The sequence below is a fragment of the Leclercia sp. LSNIH1 genome, from assembly GCF_002902985.1.
GTDB lineage: Bacteria > Pseudomonadota > Gammaproteobacteria > Enterobacterales > Enterobacteriaceae > Enterobacter.
Genome location: NZ_CP026167.1, coordinates 1,917,258 through 1,933,318, shown reverse-complemented (window position 1 = coordinate 1,933,318; position 16,061 = coordinate 1,917,258). Strand labels below are relative to the sequence as shown.

14 protein-coding genes are annotated in these 16,061 nt (G+C 55.0%); 11 read left to right on the top strand and 3 right to left on the bottom strand.

All coding sequences use genetic code 11. The annotated features are described in order from the left end of the window. Positions 1-58: 58 nt before the first annotated feature. From C2U54_RS09590 to C2U54_RS09570, 6 genes are all read left to right on the top strand, one after another. Positions 59-2,137 (top strand): ABC transporter permease, encoded by a 2,079-nt coding sequence (locus tag C2U54_RS09590; RefSeq protein ID WP_103178416.1) that lies wholly within the window; start codon positions 59-61, stop codon positions 2,135-2,137. Positions 2,138-2,141: 4 nt separating this feature from the next. After that, the gene (gene fbpC, locus C2U54_RS09585) at positions 2,142-3,188 is read left to right on the top strand and encodes a ferric ABC transporter ATP-binding protein (RefSeq protein ID WP_103178415.1); all 1,047 of its coding nucleotides are present in this window, start codon (positions 2,142-2,144) and stop codon (positions 3,186-3,188) included. An 11-nt stretch (positions 3,189-3,199) separates the two neighbouring features. Further along, complete coding sequence (locus tag C2U54_RS09580) at positions 3,200-3,514, top strand: hypothetical protein (protein ID WP_139156320.1); 315 nt, start codon at positions 3,200-3,202, stop codon at positions 3,512-3,514. 166 nt (positions 3,515-3,680) lie between these two features. Beyond that, on the top strand, positions 3,681-4,244 hold the full coding sequence (locus C2U54_RS09575) for a type IV secretion protein Rhs (protein ID WP_103178413.1): 564 nt from the start codon (positions 3,681-3,683) through the stop codon (positions 4,242-4,244). Next, the gene (locus C2U54_RS27200; RefSeq protein WP_139156319.1) at positions 4,241-4,573 is read left to right on the top strand and encodes a putative T6SS immunity periplasmic lipoprotein; all 333 of its coding nucleotides are present in this window, start codon (positions 4,241-4,243) and stop codon (positions 4,571-4,573) included. The genes C2U54_RS09575 and C2U54_RS27200 overlap by 4 nt, the downstream gene beginning before the upstream one ends. A gap of 2 nt (positions 4,574-4,575) precedes the next feature. Then, a complete protein-coding gene (locus C2U54_RS09570; RefSeq protein WP_103178412.1) occupies positions 4,576-5,076 on the top strand; it encodes an Hcp family type VI secretion system effector in 501 nt (166 codons plus the stop codon). Between the two features lie 274 nt (positions 5,077-5,350). Here C2U54_RS09570 and mmuM read toward each other — a convergent pair whose 3' ends face one another. Both mmuM and mmuP read right to left on the bottom strand, forming a co-directional pair. Next, the gene (gene mmuM / locus C2U54_RS09565; RefSeq protein WP_103178411.1) at positions 5,351-6,283 is read right to left on the bottom strand and encodes a homocysteine S-methyltransferase; all 933 of its coding nucleotides are present in this window, start codon (positions 6,281-6,283) and stop codon (positions 5,351-5,353) included. Then, entirely contained in the window at positions 6,270-7,667 is a 1,398-nt protein-coding gene (mmuP, locus tag C2U54_RS09560; RefSeq protein ID WP_103178410.1) for an S-methylmethionine permease, read from the bottom strand. The genes mmuM and mmuP overlap by 14 nt, the downstream gene beginning before the upstream one ends. A gap of 475 nt (positions 7,668-8,142) precedes the next feature. On the opposite strand from mmuP, the gene C2U54_RS09555 reads away from it, so the two are divergent. The 3 genes from C2U54_RS09555 to C2U54_RS09545 all read left to right on the top strand — a co-directional run bounded on the left by C2U54_RS09555 (position 8,143) and on the right by C2U54_RS09545 (position 12,908). After that, positions 8,143-9,252 carry an AI-2E family transporter gene (locus tag C2U54_RS09555; protein ID WP_103178409.1) on the top strand — a complete coding sequence of 370 codons (1,110 nt, stop codon included), beginning with the start codon at positions 8,143-8,145 and terminating at the stop codon, positions 9,250-9,252. Between the two features lie 14 nt (positions 9,253-9,266). Beyond that, the gene (locus tag C2U54_RS09550; RefSeq protein ID WP_103178408.1) at positions 9,267-11,051 is read left to right on the top strand and encodes a diguanylate cyclase; all 1,785 of its coding nucleotides are present in this window, start codon (positions 9,267-9,269) and stop codon (positions 11,049-11,051) included. A gap of 171 nt (positions 11,052-11,222) precedes the next feature. After that, positions 11,223-12,908 carry a DUF262 domain-containing protein gene (locus C2U54_RS09545; RefSeq protein ID WP_103178407.1) on the top strand — a complete coding sequence of 562 codons (1,686 nt, stop codon included), beginning with the start codon at positions 11,223-11,225 and terminating at the stop codon, positions 12,906-12,908. A gap of 110 nt (positions 12,909-13,018) precedes the next feature. Here the strand turns inward: C2U54_RS09545 and C2U54_RS09540 are convergent, their stop codons facing one another. Continuing rightward, positions 13,019-13,291 (bottom strand): hypothetical protein, encoded by a 273-nt coding sequence (locus C2U54_RS09540; protein WP_103181033.1) that lies wholly within the window; start codon positions 13,289-13,291, stop codon positions 13,019-13,021. 446 nt (positions 13,292-13,737) lie between these two features. Here C2U54_RS09540 and C2U54_RS09535 point away from each other — a divergent pair, with 446 nt between their 5' ends. Together C2U54_RS09535 and C2U54_RS09530 are read left to right on the top strand one after the other, a co-directional pair. Then, positions 13,738-14,076 carry a DUF1294 domain-containing protein gene (locus tag C2U54_RS09535; protein ID WP_103178406.1) on the top strand — a complete coding sequence of 113 codons (339 nt, stop codon included), beginning with the start codon at positions 13,738-13,740 and terminating at the stop codon, positions 14,074-14,076. A gap of 150 nt (positions 14,077-14,226) precedes the next feature. Beyond that, positions 14,227-16,050, top strand: coding sequence for a glycoside hydrolase family 15 protein (locus C2U54_RS09530; RefSeq protein WP_442786156.1), 1,824 nt, complete (start codon positions 14,227-14,229; stop codon positions 16,048-16,050). Positions 16,051-16,061: the final 11 nt, after the last annotated feature.

The window sequence follows — 16,061 nt, the reverse complement described above, 5'->3', positions numbered from 1 at the left end:
CTATTGCTCCTTTGCCGGGTGGCGCTACGCTTACCCGGCCTACAACACCGGAATACCTATGTCACAGACACTCGCTCTCCATCCCGTAAAAAAACGGGATGCGGTCTTCCTTTGGGTTTTTGTTAGCTGGCTGGCGTTTGCCCTTCTGCCGAGCTGGAGCCTGGATTACGGCCTGCTGGAGTCCACCGGCGACGAGATCCTCGACGCCTACAGTTGGTCTCACTTCAACATCAGCTGGCTGTGGTATCTGCTCCCCACCCTGCTGCTGGTGCGCCCGTTCACCGAGGCGAAGCGCGAGCAGCGTAGCCGTCACTACCTGGACGCCGGCTGGGCACTGCTGTGCATGGCCTTTGTGGTCATCAGCGCCACCCTCGAAGGACGCGGCCTGGGCTACGCCACCATCGTGCTGTTTGTAGCGCTGGGGGCGATCATGACCCTGGCCCTCACCCGCCTCGAGTGGCTGGGCGGCGACCGCTTTGTCATCGGCTCGCTGATTACCATTGTCGCCCTGATCGGCATCTTTATCGTCTGGCCGAGCATCGCCATCTTTATTCCGATGTTCACCAACGACGCCGGGGAGTTCGCGCCGCTGGCGTTTATGAATGTGCTCTCCCAGGCGCATATCATCCAGGTGATCATCAACTCGATCCTGCTCTCGATCGCCGTCGGCATCGGCTGCACCTTCTTCGGCCTGGTGCTGGCGATCTACACCACCCGCATCGCCAGACGCAGCGCCATTATTGGCCGTATTTTCTCCATTCTGCCGATTGTTACCCCGCCGTTCGTGGTAGGTCTCGGCGTGACGCTGATGATGGGTCGCTCCGGCTATATTACGGAGCTGATGGTGGACTGGTTTGGGCTGACCAATACCAACTGGCTGTATGGCTTCACCGGTATCTGGCTGGCGCAAGTGCTGGCCTTTACGCCGATGGCCTTTATGATCCTCGACGGGGCGATCAAGACCATTCATCCGTCGCTGGAGGAGGCGTCGTACACCCTGCGCGCCAGCCGCTGGCAGACCTTTAACGGCGTCTTTGTCCCGCTGCTCAAGCCCGCGCTGGCCAACGCCTTTTTGATTGTCATCGTCCAGTCGCTGGCCGACTTCAGTAACCCGCTGGTGCTGGGGGGTAACTTCGACGTGCTGGCGACGCAGATCTACTTCTACATCACCGGCTCTCAGCTCGACTATCAGGCCGCCAGCACCCTCGGCGCCTTTCTGCTGCTCTTCTCCCTGCTGGTGTTCTGCATTCAGTATATGTGGATCGGCAAGCGCTCCTACGTCACCGTCTCCGGCAAGTCCTACCGCGGCGACGTCCAGCCCCTGCCGGTCACCCTGGTGTGGAGCGTGGTTGCCCTGCTGGCGGTGTGGATCGCCTTTAACGCCCTGCTTTACGGCAGCATTTTCTACGGCAGCTTTACCGTCAACTGGGGGGTGGATTACACCCTGACGCTGGATAACTTTATCAAGCTCTTCGGCCAGGGGATGAGCGACGGGGCATGGCCTTCACTGCTCGATACCCTGCTCTACGCCGGGATTGCGGCACCGATCACCGCCGCCTTCGGTCTGCTGATCGCCTGGGTGGTGGTGCGCCAGCAGTTCAGGGGTAAAAAGACCATCGAGTTCACTACCATGCTCTGCTTTGCGGTACCGGGTACCGTGGCGGGGGTGTCATACATCCTCGCCTTTAACAGCGCCCCGGTCTACCTGACCGGCACCGCCGCCATCGTCATTATCTCCATGGTGATGCGTAACGTGCCGGTGGGCATTCGCGCCGGGATCGCGGGTTTGGGCCAGATCGATAAATCGCTGGACGAAGCCTCGCTGAGCCTGCGCGCCGGGAGCCTGCGCACCATTACGCATATTCTGCTGCCGCTGCTGCGCCCGGCCATTCTGTCGGCGCTGATCTACAGCTTTGTGCGCGCCATTACCACCGTCAGCGCCATTGTGTTCCTCGTCACGCCGGATACCCGGGTGGCAACGGCCTACATTCTGAACCGCGTGGAAGACGGTGAATACGGCGTGGCGATTGCCTACGGCTCGATCCTGATTGTGGTCATGCTGGCGATCATTTTCCTCTTTGACTGGCTCATCGGTGAGGCGCGTATCTCCCGTTCAAAAGCCAAAAACCAGGCGTAACACTATGACTCAGAAACATTTCGTTGAACTGCGTAACGTGACCAAGCGCTTTGGCGCCAACACGGTGATTGAAAACATCAACTTGGCGATCCCCCAGGGGCAGATGGTGACCCTGCTCGGCCCCTCCGGCTGCGGCAAAACCACGGTGCTGCGTCTGGTGGCGGGGCTGGAAAAACCCACCGACGGGCAGATCCTCATCGACGGCGAAGACGTGACCCACCGCTCCATTCAGCAGCGTGATATCTGCATGGTATTCCAGTCTTACGCCCTCTTCCCGCACATGTCGCTGGGGGAGAACGTCGGCTACGGCCTGAAGATGCTCGGCGTGTCGCGCGCGGAGATCAAATCCCGCGTCAAAGAGGCGCTGGCGATGGTGGATCTGGAGGGCTTCGAAGACCGCTATGTGGATCAGATCTCCGGCGGCCAGCAGCAGCGCGTGGCGCTCGCCCGCGCCCTGATCCTCAAACCGAAAGTGCTGCTGTTTGATGAGCCGCTGAGTAACCTCGACGCCAACCTGCGGCGCAGCATGCGGGATAAGATCCGCGAGCTGCAAAAGCAGTTCAACATCACCTCGCTGTATGTGACCCACGACCAGAGCGAGGCCTTTGCGGTCTCGGACACCGTGCTGGTGATGAACAAGGGCAACATCATGCAGATTGGCTCCCCGCAGGATCTCTATCGCCAGCCCGCGTCGCGCTTTATGGCGAGCTTTATGGGCGATGCCAACCTGTTCCCGGCCACCTTCACCCAGGATTACGTGGCGATCCACGGCTATCGCCTGCCGCGCCCGCTCCACTTTGCCGCCCAGGGGGCTGGCACCGTTGGGGTACGCCCGGAGGCGATCACCCTGAGCCAGCACGGCGAGACGAGTCAGCGCTGCGTGATCCGCCACGTCGCCTATATGGGGCCGCAGTATGAGGTGATTGTGGAGTGGCACGGCCAGGAGATTTTGTTGCAGGTGAACGCGACAAGGCTGCAGCCGGACGTGGGGGAAGCGTATTTCCTGGAGATCCATCCGTATGGGATGTTTGTGCTGGCAGATGCGGCGTAAACGGCACCGTTTTGTTCCCTCTTCCTGTGGGAGAGGGCTGGGGTGAGGGGGAGCGTGCGGCTCCGGTGGTGGTTCCGGAGGCGTTAAAAGAAAGCCTGACGGTAAAGGATTTCCCGACCCGTCTCCCTGTGTTTGAGCCCGAGGCCGATCACCTCGGGCGCTACTGCCAGGTACTGACCCAGCAGTTGATCAGTGGCTCGCTCACCACGGACGTGGAAAGAGTCATCCAGAATCTGCCCGGAGAACGGGTCAGTTTCTACGCCGATACGCTCAAGATGCCGCGCTGGCTCAGAACCGATGAGGGGGTAATTGAACTCCTGGCGTAATGATTAATGCCCGGCGGCGCTGCGCTTGCCGGGCCTACGGTTGCCATTACCTGTTTCACTTAAAGCCTTTTAATTTTAAGCACTTTTCTGTAAACCACGCTTCCTCTCGCCTGTCGCATACTGTACGATTAACATACAAAACCAACAGCAATTAGAGGGATACTAAATGCCAGTTGATGAAAGTATAAAACCCACATCAGGAACACCGATTGTACCTGGTGGCGTCAGACAACTAACGATAGGTGAAATTGCATTAGCCAGGACTTTATTTGGTGGAAGTCTGATCTATAGCCGCATTTGGGTACATCGTGAAGGGTATTTACCATTCAACCTGCAACCTGTAGATGTTGCAATGGCTCCTGACGGCGAATTATGGTTTAGAGAGGGAACCTATTCACCGGATTTTTCTTTAGAAAGAGACCTGCAGAAGAAACACAGATTTATGCATGAAATGGTTCATGCATGGCAAGCACAAAAGGGAATGTTTGTGAGAACCAGAGGGTTATTCTCTCGCCTGGCTGATTATAGTTACAGTTTAGACAAAGCTGACTTCCTCCATTATGGGCTAGAACAACAAGCATCAATTGCCAGCGATTATTGGCTACTTCTTACCTATGGATTTAATAGTGATACGTTATATTTAACAGAATATAGAGATTATCATCCGAATGTATCCACTTATGAACTCATTAGAAAATACAAATCAGTCCTGAAAGGATTTCCGGGATGAAGAGATTACTCACATTACCTTTTATTGTTATCCTTACGGGTTGCCCTGGTGGAGGAAAACCAGCATCAATACATCGTAGCGTGTATATGCAAAATAACACCATCTGCTTTACTATAAACAAGAGTGATATTCTAAAACGTTATAGCATTTACTATTGGCCAAATAAAAAATACACAGTTATAGAAGCAAAAGATAATATATCTTTATCCTATCCTGACACATGTGTAAACGTTAAATTGCCAAAGGGATATAACTACAATATTGCATATAATTTAAATGGAGTCAGTTATTCTGATTCATTCTTTATCGACAACGATGGGAACAGATAATTATGTCACTACCAGCTTATTTATTTCTGTATGATGAAAATGGAATGCAAATTCCAGGAGATTGCATGGCTTTAGGCCGTGAGGGTGCAATAGAAGTTATGAATAGTAGTTACGGCGTAAGGCAGCCAGTAGACAGCAATACAGGAAACATGACAGGATGTAGACAACATAGTCCTGTAGTAATTCATAAACAACTTGATAAAACCAGCCCTTTCTTTGCTATCGCTGTGTGTGAGCAAAAGAGATTTCAAAAAGCGGTGCTTAAATATTATGAAATCGTAGAAGCAGGAATAGAGACGGAGATTTATAATATTAAGCTAGAGGGTGTTGTCGTTTCTTCTGTAGATTTCACTCATGTTTATTATCCTGGTAGTACTACCCCGAACATGCATGAAGTAGTGGGACTTAGATTCCGAGGTATTGAATGGAATTATGTAAGAGGAAATATTAAATATGATGATGCATGGATGAAGCCAGCAAAACCGAATGAGACGCAAAAATAAAGTAAATGGGGCAATCGTAGAGCCAGTCAGTGGCTTAAATGACTGGCATTACAAATTTGGTTGCCGTTTTCGTATTTGCTGCCTCTCCCATAGGGACAAAGGCTCCACAATATTTCTTAGGTCCTTAAAGCAAGCAACGTATGGTGAAAGGCCCCCTCTTCAGTCGAACGTTCCCTCATCACTCCAGCCCTCTCCATCAATGAAGAGAGAGCCGCCCGAGCAATGAATTTTTAACGAAAGTTCTTCAACCGAAACCGATAGTGCAGCGCTATTCTCAGCGCCGGGCAGTAATCTCAGCAATATCCTTCGGCGTCGTCCTGCAACACCCCCCAATCAGCTTCGCCCCCGCCGCCAGCCACTGCGGCAAATACCCCGCCAGCGTCTCGCACGCTTCCCCGTGATGATGCCAGGTTTTGCTCACCGCATCGTAATGCTCGCCCGAGTTCGGATAGACCACCAGCGGTAACGCGGTCAGGCTTTGCAGGTGTTGCAGCGCGCTAGTGGTCTTCTCCAGCGCGATACAGTTAATCCCTAGCGCAATCACCTGCGGATAAGTCGCCAGCACCGACACCACCTCGCGCAGCGGCGTGCCGTCGCTCAGGTGCTCGCTGTCGCGCAGCGTAAACGAGAACCACGCCCGGGCGCGCGGGTAGGCCGTCAGCAGATCCGCCAGAGCCTTAATTTCAGCAAACGATGGCAGGGTTTCGCAGGCCAGCAGATCCGCCCCGGCATCCAGCAACGCCTCTACCCGCGGACGATGAAAGGCGGTAAAGACCTCTGCGCTGCGTACATAATCGCCGCGGTATTCCGACCCGTCCGCCAGGAATGCGCCATAGGGCCCGACCGAACCGGCCACCAGCCGCGTGCCGGCCTGCGGGTTTTCCGCCAGATACGCTTCCCGCGCCTTGCGCGCCAGCTCAACGCTTTTGCTAATCAGCGCCCGGGAGTGCGCCTCGTCCAGCCCGCGGGCGGCAAACCCCTCCGGCGTGGCCTGATAGCTGGCGGTGATCGCCACCTGCGCCCCGGCACGGAAGTAGTCGAGGTGTACGTCGCGGATCAGCTCCGGGTCCTCCATTAATACCTTCGCCGACCACAGGCTGTCGGCCAGGTTACAGCCGCGCGCTTCCAGCTCCGTTGCCATCGCACCGTCCAGCACCACAAAGGGCTGGCTTTCAAGGAGGGCGGTAAGCGGATTATTCTGCGACATGTTCAGGCTCCTGGGTTTTCAGATTTTGAGTAAGGTAGTACGCGCCATAGCAGAGCGCCACAAACGGCAAACCACAGTAAAGGGCAATGCGCTGGCTCGGGTCAAAGGCCAGGCCGACGCAGGCCACCAGGCAGAGGATAAAGCCCAGCACCGGCACCAGCGGATACCACGGGGCGCGGTAGTGCAGATCGCCAAGCGGTTTGCCCGCCTGCAGATGGCGACGGCGGAAGACAAAGTGCGAGGCGCAGATGCTGATCCACACTGCCACCACCGCAAAACCGGAAATCGCCGACAGCGCGACAAACACCGTATCCGGGGCCACTACGCTTGAGAAGAGCGCCAGCACGCCGCCGAGCATCGACACCGACAGCGCCGTTAGCGGCACGCCGTTTTTATTCAGCCGGGCAAAGCAGCGCGGCAGGGTGTTTTCATTCGACAGGGACCACAGCATCCGCCCGGAAGCGTAGAGTCCGGAGTTGGCCGCCGAGAGGATCGCCGTCAGGATCACAAAGTTAACGATATCCGCGGCATACGGAATGCCCACCTTCTCAAACACCAGCACGAACGGGCTTTTTTCCACCCCGGCCTGCTGCATCGGGATCAGCGCCGCCAGCACAAATACGGTGCCAATAAAGAAGATGATCAGCCGCGCAATGGTGGTGCGAATGGCGACAGGAATCACCTTGTGCGGGTTTTCGGTTTCACCCGCCGCAATGCCGATTAGCTCGGTGCCGGAGAAGGCAAAGTTAACCGCCACCATGGTCATCAGGATCGGCAGGCCGCCGTGCGGGAACCAGCCTTCGGCGGTAAGGTTGCTGAGCCCCGGCGCGGGAGAACCGTCCTGCATCGGGATAAAGCCAAAGATGGCCGCGCCGCCCAGAACAATAAAGGCGATGATGGTGATCACTTTGACCAGCGAGAACCAGAACTCCCCTTCGGCAAAGAAGCGGGTCGAGATGACGTTGAGGGCAAAAATGACCGCGCAGAAGAGTACGCACCACACCCAGACCGGCACCTGCGGGAACCAGTACTGCATGCAGAATCCGGCGGCGGTAAAGCTCGATCCCAGCGCTACCGTCCAGGTGAGCCAGTAGAGCCACGCCACGGTGTAGCCGGTTGCCGGGCCGAGATAGCGTGCGGCATAGACGTGAAAGGCGCCGGTCTCCGGCATCGCCACGGAGAGTTCGCCGAGGCACTGCATCACCAGCCAGACCACCAGCGCGCCAATCAGATAGGCCAGCAGCGTGCCCGCCGCTCCGGTGGTGGAAATAATGTAACCCGTATTAAAAAAGAGCCCGGTGCCAATCACGCCGCCAAGCGACAGCATGATCAGGTGGCGAGTCTTCATGGTGCGCTGTAGCTGTCCGTTTTGTTCTGTTTGCATATCACCTTCTATACGTATGGACATCTAAACATCCAAAAGAAGGTGTGTTTATACCGCGATTCTTAACAAATTGCTAGCCATGCACCAGACGAAGACGCGCGCGACGGGCGCTTAAACGGGGCCGCACCGTATAAATCACGTAGAGATAGGGTCGCCATGCCATAGGACACCTCCTGCAAATCGCTACTTACAGCATGTACCGCACCGGGCCCCACGTCGGTCAGGCGAAAGTGGTATCTGTTTATTAGCCGCTAAACTGGCGAGTGGTGCGGCCTGTCGCCCGGCGGCGCTGCGCTTGCACGGGCCTACGGACTGGCGGGTGTGCGGGCCTTGCCCGGCGGCGCTGCGCTTGCGCGGGCCTACTCATTCACGTAGGCCGGGTAAGGCGCAGCCGCCACCCGGCAGAAGATCGCAATATGTTAAATTACGTAAAACACTCTATAGTCGTAGTGTTTCATTAAAAAAGGATGAGCTGATGCGATTTAACGGACTGACCAAAGGTTTCTTCATACTGATACTGCTGATGGTCTCATGGGCGTTTTTTGATGTGCTGTCGCCCTACTTCTCGGCCATTCTGTGGGCTGCTATCCTGGCGGTGATTTTCTACCCGGTCAAAAACACCCTGCGTATCAAACTGGGGGATCGCAACGGGCTGGCGGCGCTGCTGAGCGTGCTGCTTATCTGCCTCATCGTCTTTATTCCGCTGATGGTGATCTTTTCCTCATTAGCCTTTGAACTCAATATTGTTTACACGCGCCTGCAGCAGAACGACACCCAATTTTCCGGGGTGTTCGCTGGTCTCTTCTCTCACCTGCCAGACTGGCTGCGCGCGCTGATGATCGAGCATGATCTCGACACTGCCGCGCAGATCCAGCAAAAGCTCTCTGAAGCGGCGTTACGCGGCGGGCAATATCTTGCCGGCAGCGCCTTCCTGATTGGTAAAGGCACCTTTGGCTTCGCCATCAGCTTTGGCGTGATGGTCTATCTGCTCTTTTTCCTGTTGAAAGATGGCCCGTGGCTGGTGCGCCAGATCCTCGACAGCCTGCCGCTGTCGAATTTCGCCAAACACCATCTGTTTGCCAAATTTGCTGGGGTTGCCCGAGCGACGGTAAAAGGCACGGCCGTGGTGGCCCTGGTCCAGGGTGTGCTGGGCGGTATCGCCTTCTGGATAGTCGGTATTAATGGCAGTATCTTGTGGGGGGCGCTGATTGCGTTCCTGTCGCTGATCCCGGCGGTCGGCTCGGCCATCGTCTGGGTACCGGCAGCTATTTTCCTCTTCGCCACCCATCAGCTATGGCAGGGCCTGTTTATCGTCGGCTTCTTTGTGCTGGTGGTGGGGCTGGTGGATAACCTGCTGCGCCCGCTGCTGGTGGGAAAAGACACCAAAATGCCCGATTATCTTATCCTCATCACTACCCTCGGCGGGATGGAGATTTACGGCATCAACGGTTTTGTGATTGGTCCGTTAATCGCCGCCCTGTTTATCGCCTGCTGGAACCTGCTTTCGGGTCGCGATCATGCCGGTAATGCCGAAGAGATTGACGATGCGATTATCGAGGAAGGGAAAAATTCGCCTGATTTATGAAGAAGGAATAAGACGTGCGTATCGCCACTATCACTAACTGGGCATACGGTGCCACGGTTTGTCTGACTATCGCTTCCGGCGTGGCTATGTTGATGGCCTCCAGCGCCGAAAGCGTTGAGCGGCAGGCCGTTGAACAGCGCTACGTCTTCGATCAGCTCACCGAAGAGGTGGAAGTTGACGCCTGGGCGCTCTCCGACCTGGCGCGGTTGTACGTCATAAAACAGGATCCCGCGGTGGCAGAGGAGTACCGCCAGAAAGCGGAAACGATGGTCAGAATTGAGCATCGCCTGCAAAAGCTGAAAGATGCGGGTGCCAGTGATGAAGAGCTGGCGCTGCTGCACGAAGGTTTGCAGATGGCCGATGCGCTGCAGGATGAGCAACAGAGTGCTATCGCCAGCGTCGGTCGCGGGCAGCAGCCTCAGGCCATTGAACTGCTTTATAACGAGCGTTACGAGAGCGAGCTGGAGCAGGTCCAGAATCAGCTCGATCATTTTCGTCAGATGCTGGACCGCCGCACCAATGTGGCAATTGAGGATGCCACGGCAAAATCCCGCGCGCTGCGTACCCTCTCCGAGGTGATGGTCGGCCTGACCGCACTAATGTTTTTGTTTGTGCTCGGTTTTATCCTCAAACGCCGGGTGCTGCGCCCGGTGGTGCGCCTGAGTGATGTGGTCAACCGACTGGCGTCTCAGGATTATGGGGTCGAAGCCCCGGATTACCGGCAGATCGACGAGATTGGCGATATGGCCCAGGCGATCCGTATCTTTCGTGAAAACGGTCTGGTACGGCAGCGGCTGGAAAAAGAGCGTGATGCCGACTGGGCGATCCGCGAGCTGCTGGCGCGAATGACGCAGCGGCTGCAAGGGTGCGAGTCCGTCGAGGATGTCCTGAACGTGGCGCAACTGTTCGCGCCCGGCATAGCGCCGGGCATTCCCGGACAGCTCTGGCTTCTCGAAAGGGAGCCGTGGCAGATGCACTGTGCCGCCGAATGGCTCGACCCGCAGGGTGAGTCCGATCCCTTCCATCCGGACCAGTGCTGGGCCGTGCGCCGCGGGCAGAGTCATCCGCCAGTGACCGGCGAGCCGGATATTACCTGTTACCACCTCCCCGACGCCTGTGCCAGCCATGCGCTCTGCGTTCCCCTGATTGCCCAGGGCGAAACCATCGGCCTGCTCTCGTTCCAGAACGTGACCCCGGCGATGGCTCCATCCCGCGCCTATCTGGAGCTGATGGCCGAGGCGCTCGGTCTGGCGCTGGCCAACCAGCGCCTGCGTGATGCCCTGCTGGAGAAAGCGTTGTTCGACCCGCTGACTGGCTTGCGTAACCGCCACCATCTGGAAGATGCTCTGCGCACCCAGATAAACCAGGCGATGCACAGCGGTACGCCATTAAGCTGCCTGATGATCGATATCGATTACTTTAAAGCCATCAACGACAGACTGGGCCACGACGCGGGAGACCTGGTGATTAAAAGCGTGGCGACCATTGTCCAGCGTGCAGTAAGCGACAAAGGCATGGCGTTCCGCTATGGCGGCGAGGAGTTTCTGGCCCTGCTGCCGGGCGCGGATGAAGAGACGGCGTTTACCTGCGCCAGTGAAATTCATACCGCTGTGCATAACCTGACGCTGCGTTATGAGCTCTCGGAGATCGGCCCGGTTGATGTATCGATCGGTATTGCCAGCTATCCGCAGCACGCTCAGGGCGATAACCTGCTGCGTGCCGCCGACGTGGCGCTCTACCGGGCGAAAGAGCTGGGGCGTTCAAGGATCGTCAGCTTTGGGATGCTGGAGGGGGGTTAACGGTTTGCTCAAAGTAAAAGATGCAGATAAATTATTGCTTGCCCTCTGACACTGAGAACGTTTTTCTGCCTTCACGCTAAATATTATCTTCCCGTTGCCGATAATGCCCCTTGATACCCTTAAGCCAAATTCAATGCCGCATTCGTGTGCGCAACGACAAGGAAGAGTGCAATGCCCAGTAAATCAATCAAGGCGATGATTCAGGAAATTAATAATAACGAAGCCGATGGTGGCGGGCTTTGGTTGCCAAATATTCAGCGACAGTTTGTCTGGAATACCGATCAAATAGCCCGCCTGTTCGACTCTGTCATGCGGCAATATCCCCTCTCCTCCCTGCTGTTCTGGAAAACCCGCGAAGAAATTAAGCACCGTAAATTTATAGAGAATTTCAACGACGGCAAGGTCGATTTAAAAGATCACTATCATCACGGCAAAACGAAGTCGAAATGGCTGGTTCTGGACGGCCAGCAGCGCTTACAAAGTTTTTATCTGGCGTTGAAAGGTAGCATTGACGGTAAAGTACTCCATTTCAATGTGCTGAGTGGTACATCGACAAGCAATGAAGAAATTCGCTATCAGTTTGAGTTTCAGGATGCCGCCACAAGCTCCTGGCCATGGATGGTCATGTCAGACATTGTCTACACCAAAAAATTACCCGAACAGATTCTCAGCCAGCGCATTGAAGAAGAAAAGCTGGAACTAAGCGCGAAAGAGCGAGAACAGGCGACAATCAATATTAGTCGTGCAGGTAAAGAGTTTAGTAATGAAGGTAAGTTGCTTTATCACGTGATTGACAGCAGCGAAGACGACAGCGAACTTGATTTTGACGATGTGGTTGAGGTCTTTATTCGGGCGAACTCAGGCGGTACAAGGTTAAGCAAATCAGATCTAATGTTTACGCTGCTCTCCACCGAGTGGTCTGACGCTGACGTTATCTTTGAAGACTTTCTGGAGAAGATTAATGATAGCGGCCGCTTCAACTTCTCCCGCGATTTTCTGATTAAACTTAGCACCACGCTGCTGGGCTTTGGTGCCAAATATGATGTGGATAAACTGCGTGATGATAATGTGCGTAACCAGATCAGTGAAAACTGGCCAGCTATCGCCAAAGCGCTTATGTTTGTGAAAGATGAGATTGTCAGTAAAACCTATATTCGATCCGGCAAAGCACTCACCTCTTATAATGCACTGATTCCCTTAGTATATCTGCAATATCACTTCCCGGGGAAATTAGCGAGATCGCAAGCATTAAAGCAGTATCTGGTGCCTGCTCTGCTGAATGGCGTTTTTTCTGGTCAGCCAGATGGCATTATAGATAAGCTGGTAAAAGTGATCGACGACCAGGAGAGCTTCGATCTGAAAAAGATCCGTGCGGCGATCGTTTCGGCCAATCGTAGCCTGCATTTAACCGAAGAGCGCCTCTTCGGTTGGTGCGGCTACGGTAGCGGGCACATCCACCTGCTGTTTAACTTGTGGTATGGCGGAGAATACAAATCTTCAGGCTTTCAGCATGAACCGCAGATTGACCACATTTTTGCCCGTAGCCTGCTAAAAGAAGAGAAGATTTTAAATGAAGAAACTGGCCGTATGGTACGTGTCTACGAAAACTGGGAAATCGACCAGTTGGCGAACTGTATGCTGTTACCTGCCCATCAGAATGGCGCAGGCGACAAAGGAGCCCAGTCCCTCGATACATGGCTAAAAGATCAATCCCCGGAATTTTTGGATCTGCACTGTATCCCCCGCAGCCCCAGGACCTTATGGAAGCTGGAAAATTACCGGCGCTTTATTGAGAAACGCAAACAGTTGATCCAGGAACGTATCGCCGAAATGGGATTACTGGAGGACGAAGAGTAAGCAGTGTGGAAGGCGGTGGCATAATGCCGCCGCCATTTCAGTTTAAGGGGAAACAGGCATTCGAATGTCTAAGCGTATCAAGAACAGTGATTTAAATTCAGGAAGCAACGTTAGATCTGATTTTGTTCACGCCAACGCTTAACCATATCGGCAGTGACTTCTTTTTCGTAGCAAATCGGTGAATACCCTCCTGCTTTGCTCCACGCACTGCGTCTGCCGCATGCACTTCCATTTCTCGCCTGATTAAAAGGACAGGCACATACCCCAGGATACGAAGCGATTGATTCAGCAATAATCTTTTTTTTAACCGAAGTATCAGAGATCGCATTACCTTTTGCTACTGCATTACCCGCCATAAAAAAAGCACATGCAGTAAACATCATTATTAGTAATTTTTTATTTTTCATATTATTCAAGTTGCGATTATGTATTTAGCTAAAATAATTCACGCATATTTCAAAGAGTTTGATATAAAACAAGGTTATGTATAAATAAAATGAATTTATTGCAAATAAGATATTCTCATCACAAATTAAATTTACCTGCGCTCAAACATAGTTTGACGGTTATTCGCCGAGCCTGTTGCCGCTACTGCAAAATGATAACAAAAGAAAAATCCTGTACGCCTCTACCGACTCTCAGACGCTTATTGAACAGCTCTCCGCGGAGCTTGCAGCGATACCGGCAGCAGTGGAAAAGCCACTTTGGCCCCTATATCGGGCGCGACGAGGCCATCTGTTTTGCCAAACGGTTAACCGGCTAGCCCGGTTACACTCCCGGCAGGATCGCGTATCATCGCCCTTCGGATTGATGACTGATACTGCCTCCCATGAACCTCAATGTCCTCTGTTATCTCCTTTTGGCCCTGGTCGCTGCGGGCAGCGCCTTGTCCCCTCACCCTTTTGCGATGTGGTTTCTGCTCGCCAGCGCGCTGACGTTTATGATCTACGGCGCCGACAAAATCGCGGCCCGCAAAGCCTGGCGCCGGGTTCCGGAGTCGACCTTGCTGATCTGCGGGGTAGTCGGAGGGTGGCCGGGAGCGATCTTTGGCCAGCAGCTGTTTCGCCATAAAACCCAAAAGCAGCCTTTCAAAACCTGGTTTATGTTAAGCGTGATCCTCAACCTCGTGGTGCTGGTCCTGGCGGCATGGCGACTCCACTATTATTGAGAGGACGATGAATGCTAACGGCCTGAGATCATGGCGGAGTGCCTTGGTGAAAGAGGTGTACGCGAAGAGGGACATACTGCATCGGTGAAAGCGCGATTTTCATCGCATTATGCCAGGCTTTATGTTCATCAAAGAAAAGGGATCGCTCATTTGAAAAATGCGAAATACGACATGCCCCAACGTGATAACGGGTTCGTTGGCCTCGGGGACTATGCTGCTATCGGCGAAGGACGCTCGGTAGCGCTCATCGCCCCGGATGGCTCGATCGACTGGTGGGGCGCGCCCAATCTCGATTCCCCGCCTCTCTTCGACCGGTTACTGGATCCCAACATCGGTGGTTTTTTCAGCCTGACACCTGCGGATGAATACACCGTCTCGCGCGCCTATCGCGATGACAGCAACATTCTGGAAACTCGCTATAAGACGAAAGGCGGCACGGTTCTGTTAACCGAATCCATTAACAGTACTCTGGCGGGCCGCCTGCCCTGGAGTGAGCTGGCACGCCGTCTGGAAGGCCTGCGCGGCACCGTGACGTTCAGGCTTCATCTGCGGTTCGGAACGATGATCGAAACCCGCTCGCCCTGGCGCTCCGATACCTTTAAGGGCAGCGTTTATCATATTGGCGACCTGATGGCGATGCTGCACACCAGTGAAAACGTGGTCATTACCCATGCCGATGATGAAGAGATCGAGGCGGAAATCGTCCTGAAGAAAGGGAGCCGGGAGGTGGTCGCCCTGCTGGTGACCCTGAATGAGCCGCTGGCGGTGCCGGACATCCAGGCGATTGATAATCGCATTGAGACCAGCCACACCGCGTGGCAGGACTGGGTGAAGGGGCTGAAATATGATGGCCTGTACAAAGATCACGTTATCCGCTCCGCGCTGGCGCTGAAGTTCCTCTGGTACTCTCCTACCGGCGCGCTGGCGGCGGCGGCCACCACCTCTCTGCCGGAGGGGCCCGGTGGCAGTAAAAACTATGATTACCGTTTTGCCTGGGTGCGCGATGCCTGCCTGATCATCAAAGCCTTTACCTATCTTGGCACCCTTGAAGAGTGTAAGGCGGCCTTCTCCTGGCTGTCGAAAACCATCATCAAACACGGCCCGGAGATGCGGGCCTGCTACACCCTCGACGGCGAGCTGGTGCCGGAAGAGAAGTACGCGGAGCTCCAGGGCTACCGGGATTCGCAGCCGGTACGCCTGGGCAATAACGCCCGAACCCAGCGCCAGCTGAGCATGTATGGCGATATGCTGGGGGTGGCAAAACTGTTCGTCGAGGCGGGCCATATTCTGGATACGGGCACGTCGCGCTTTTTAGGCCATCTTGCCAATCAGTGCGCCGATCGCTGGCGCATGAAGGATTCGGGGATCTGGGAACTGCCGGAAGAGCGGCACTATACCCACTCAAAAATGTCCTGCTGGCTGGCGCTGGACTGCGCCGTGGTACTGGCGGAGGGCAGCCATATCGAACCCACATGGAAAGCGCGCTGGGCGCGGGAGCGGGACAGGATCCGCGACTGGATTGAAGAGCACTGCTGGTCCGAAACCCATCAGTCTTACTGCTTTTACAGCGGCGATGGTGGACTGCTTGATGCGTCACTCACCCTGGTGTCACGCTACGGTGTGAAGGTCAACCCGAAGCGCATGAAGCTCACCTATGAGGCGATCTATCGCGAACTGGGCCATAACAGCGCAATGATCTACCGCTACAGCGGCGTTGAGCAGGAGGAGAGCACCTTTATCGCCTGCGCCTTCTGGCTGGCTGAAGCCTGGGCCTCCATGGGTGAACCGGCGCTGGCGGAAGCGAACATGGATGAAATTCTCAATACCCTGTGCCATCGCGGCAATGTCGAAACCTTTAATGAGATGTTCGATACCCGCACCGGCGAATGGGTTGGCAACATGCCCCAGGGGTTAAGCCATCTGGCGCTGATCTGCGCGGCGCAGGCCATCAGCGATCGCCGGAAGGATAAATAGCGAGAGCGGAA

Bases quoted from the DNA above. Each gene is read 5' to 3' on its own strand.
- C2U54_RS09590 (WP_103178416.1), top strand. From the start codon at position 59: ATGTCACAGACACTCGCTCTCCATCCCGTAAAAAAACGGGATGCGGTC.
- fbpC (WP_103178415.1), top strand. From the start codon at position 2,142: ATGACTCAGAAACATTTCGTTGAACTGCGTAACGTGACCAAGCGCTTT.
- C2U54_RS09575 (WP_103178413.1), top strand. From the start codon at position 3,681: ATGCCAGTTGATGAAAGTATAAAACCCACATCAGGAACACCGATTGTA.
- C2U54_RS27200 (WP_139156319.1), top strand. From the start codon at position 4,241: ATGAAGAGATTACTCACATTACCTTTTATTGTTATCCTTACGGGTTGC.
- C2U54_RS09570 (WP_103178412.1), top strand. From the start codon at position 4,576: ATGTCACTACCAGCTTATTTATTTCTGTATGATGAAAATGGAATGCAA.
- mmuM (WP_103178411.1), bottom strand. From the start codon at position 6,283: ATGTCGCAGAATAATCCGCTTACCGCCCTCCTTGAAAGCCAGCCCTTT.
- mmuP (WP_103178410.1), bottom strand. From the start codon at position 7,667: ATGCAAACAGAACAAAACGGACAGCTACAGCGCACCATGAAGACTCGC.
- C2U54_RS09555 (WP_103178409.1), top strand. From the start codon at position 8,143: ATGCGATTTAACGGACTGACCAAAGGTTTCTTCATACTGATACTGCTG.
- C2U54_RS09545 (WP_103178407.1), top strand. From the start codon at position 11,223: ATGCCCAGTAAATCAATCAAGGCGATGATTCAGGAAATTAATAATAAC.
- C2U54_RS09540 (WP_103181033.1), bottom strand. From the start codon at position 13,291: ATGATGTTTACTGCATGTGCTTTTTTTATGGCGGGTAATGCAGTAGCA.
- C2U54_RS09535 (WP_103178406.1), top strand. From the start codon at position 13,738: ATGAACCTCAATGTCCTCTGTTATCTCCTTTTGGCCCTGGTCGCTGCG.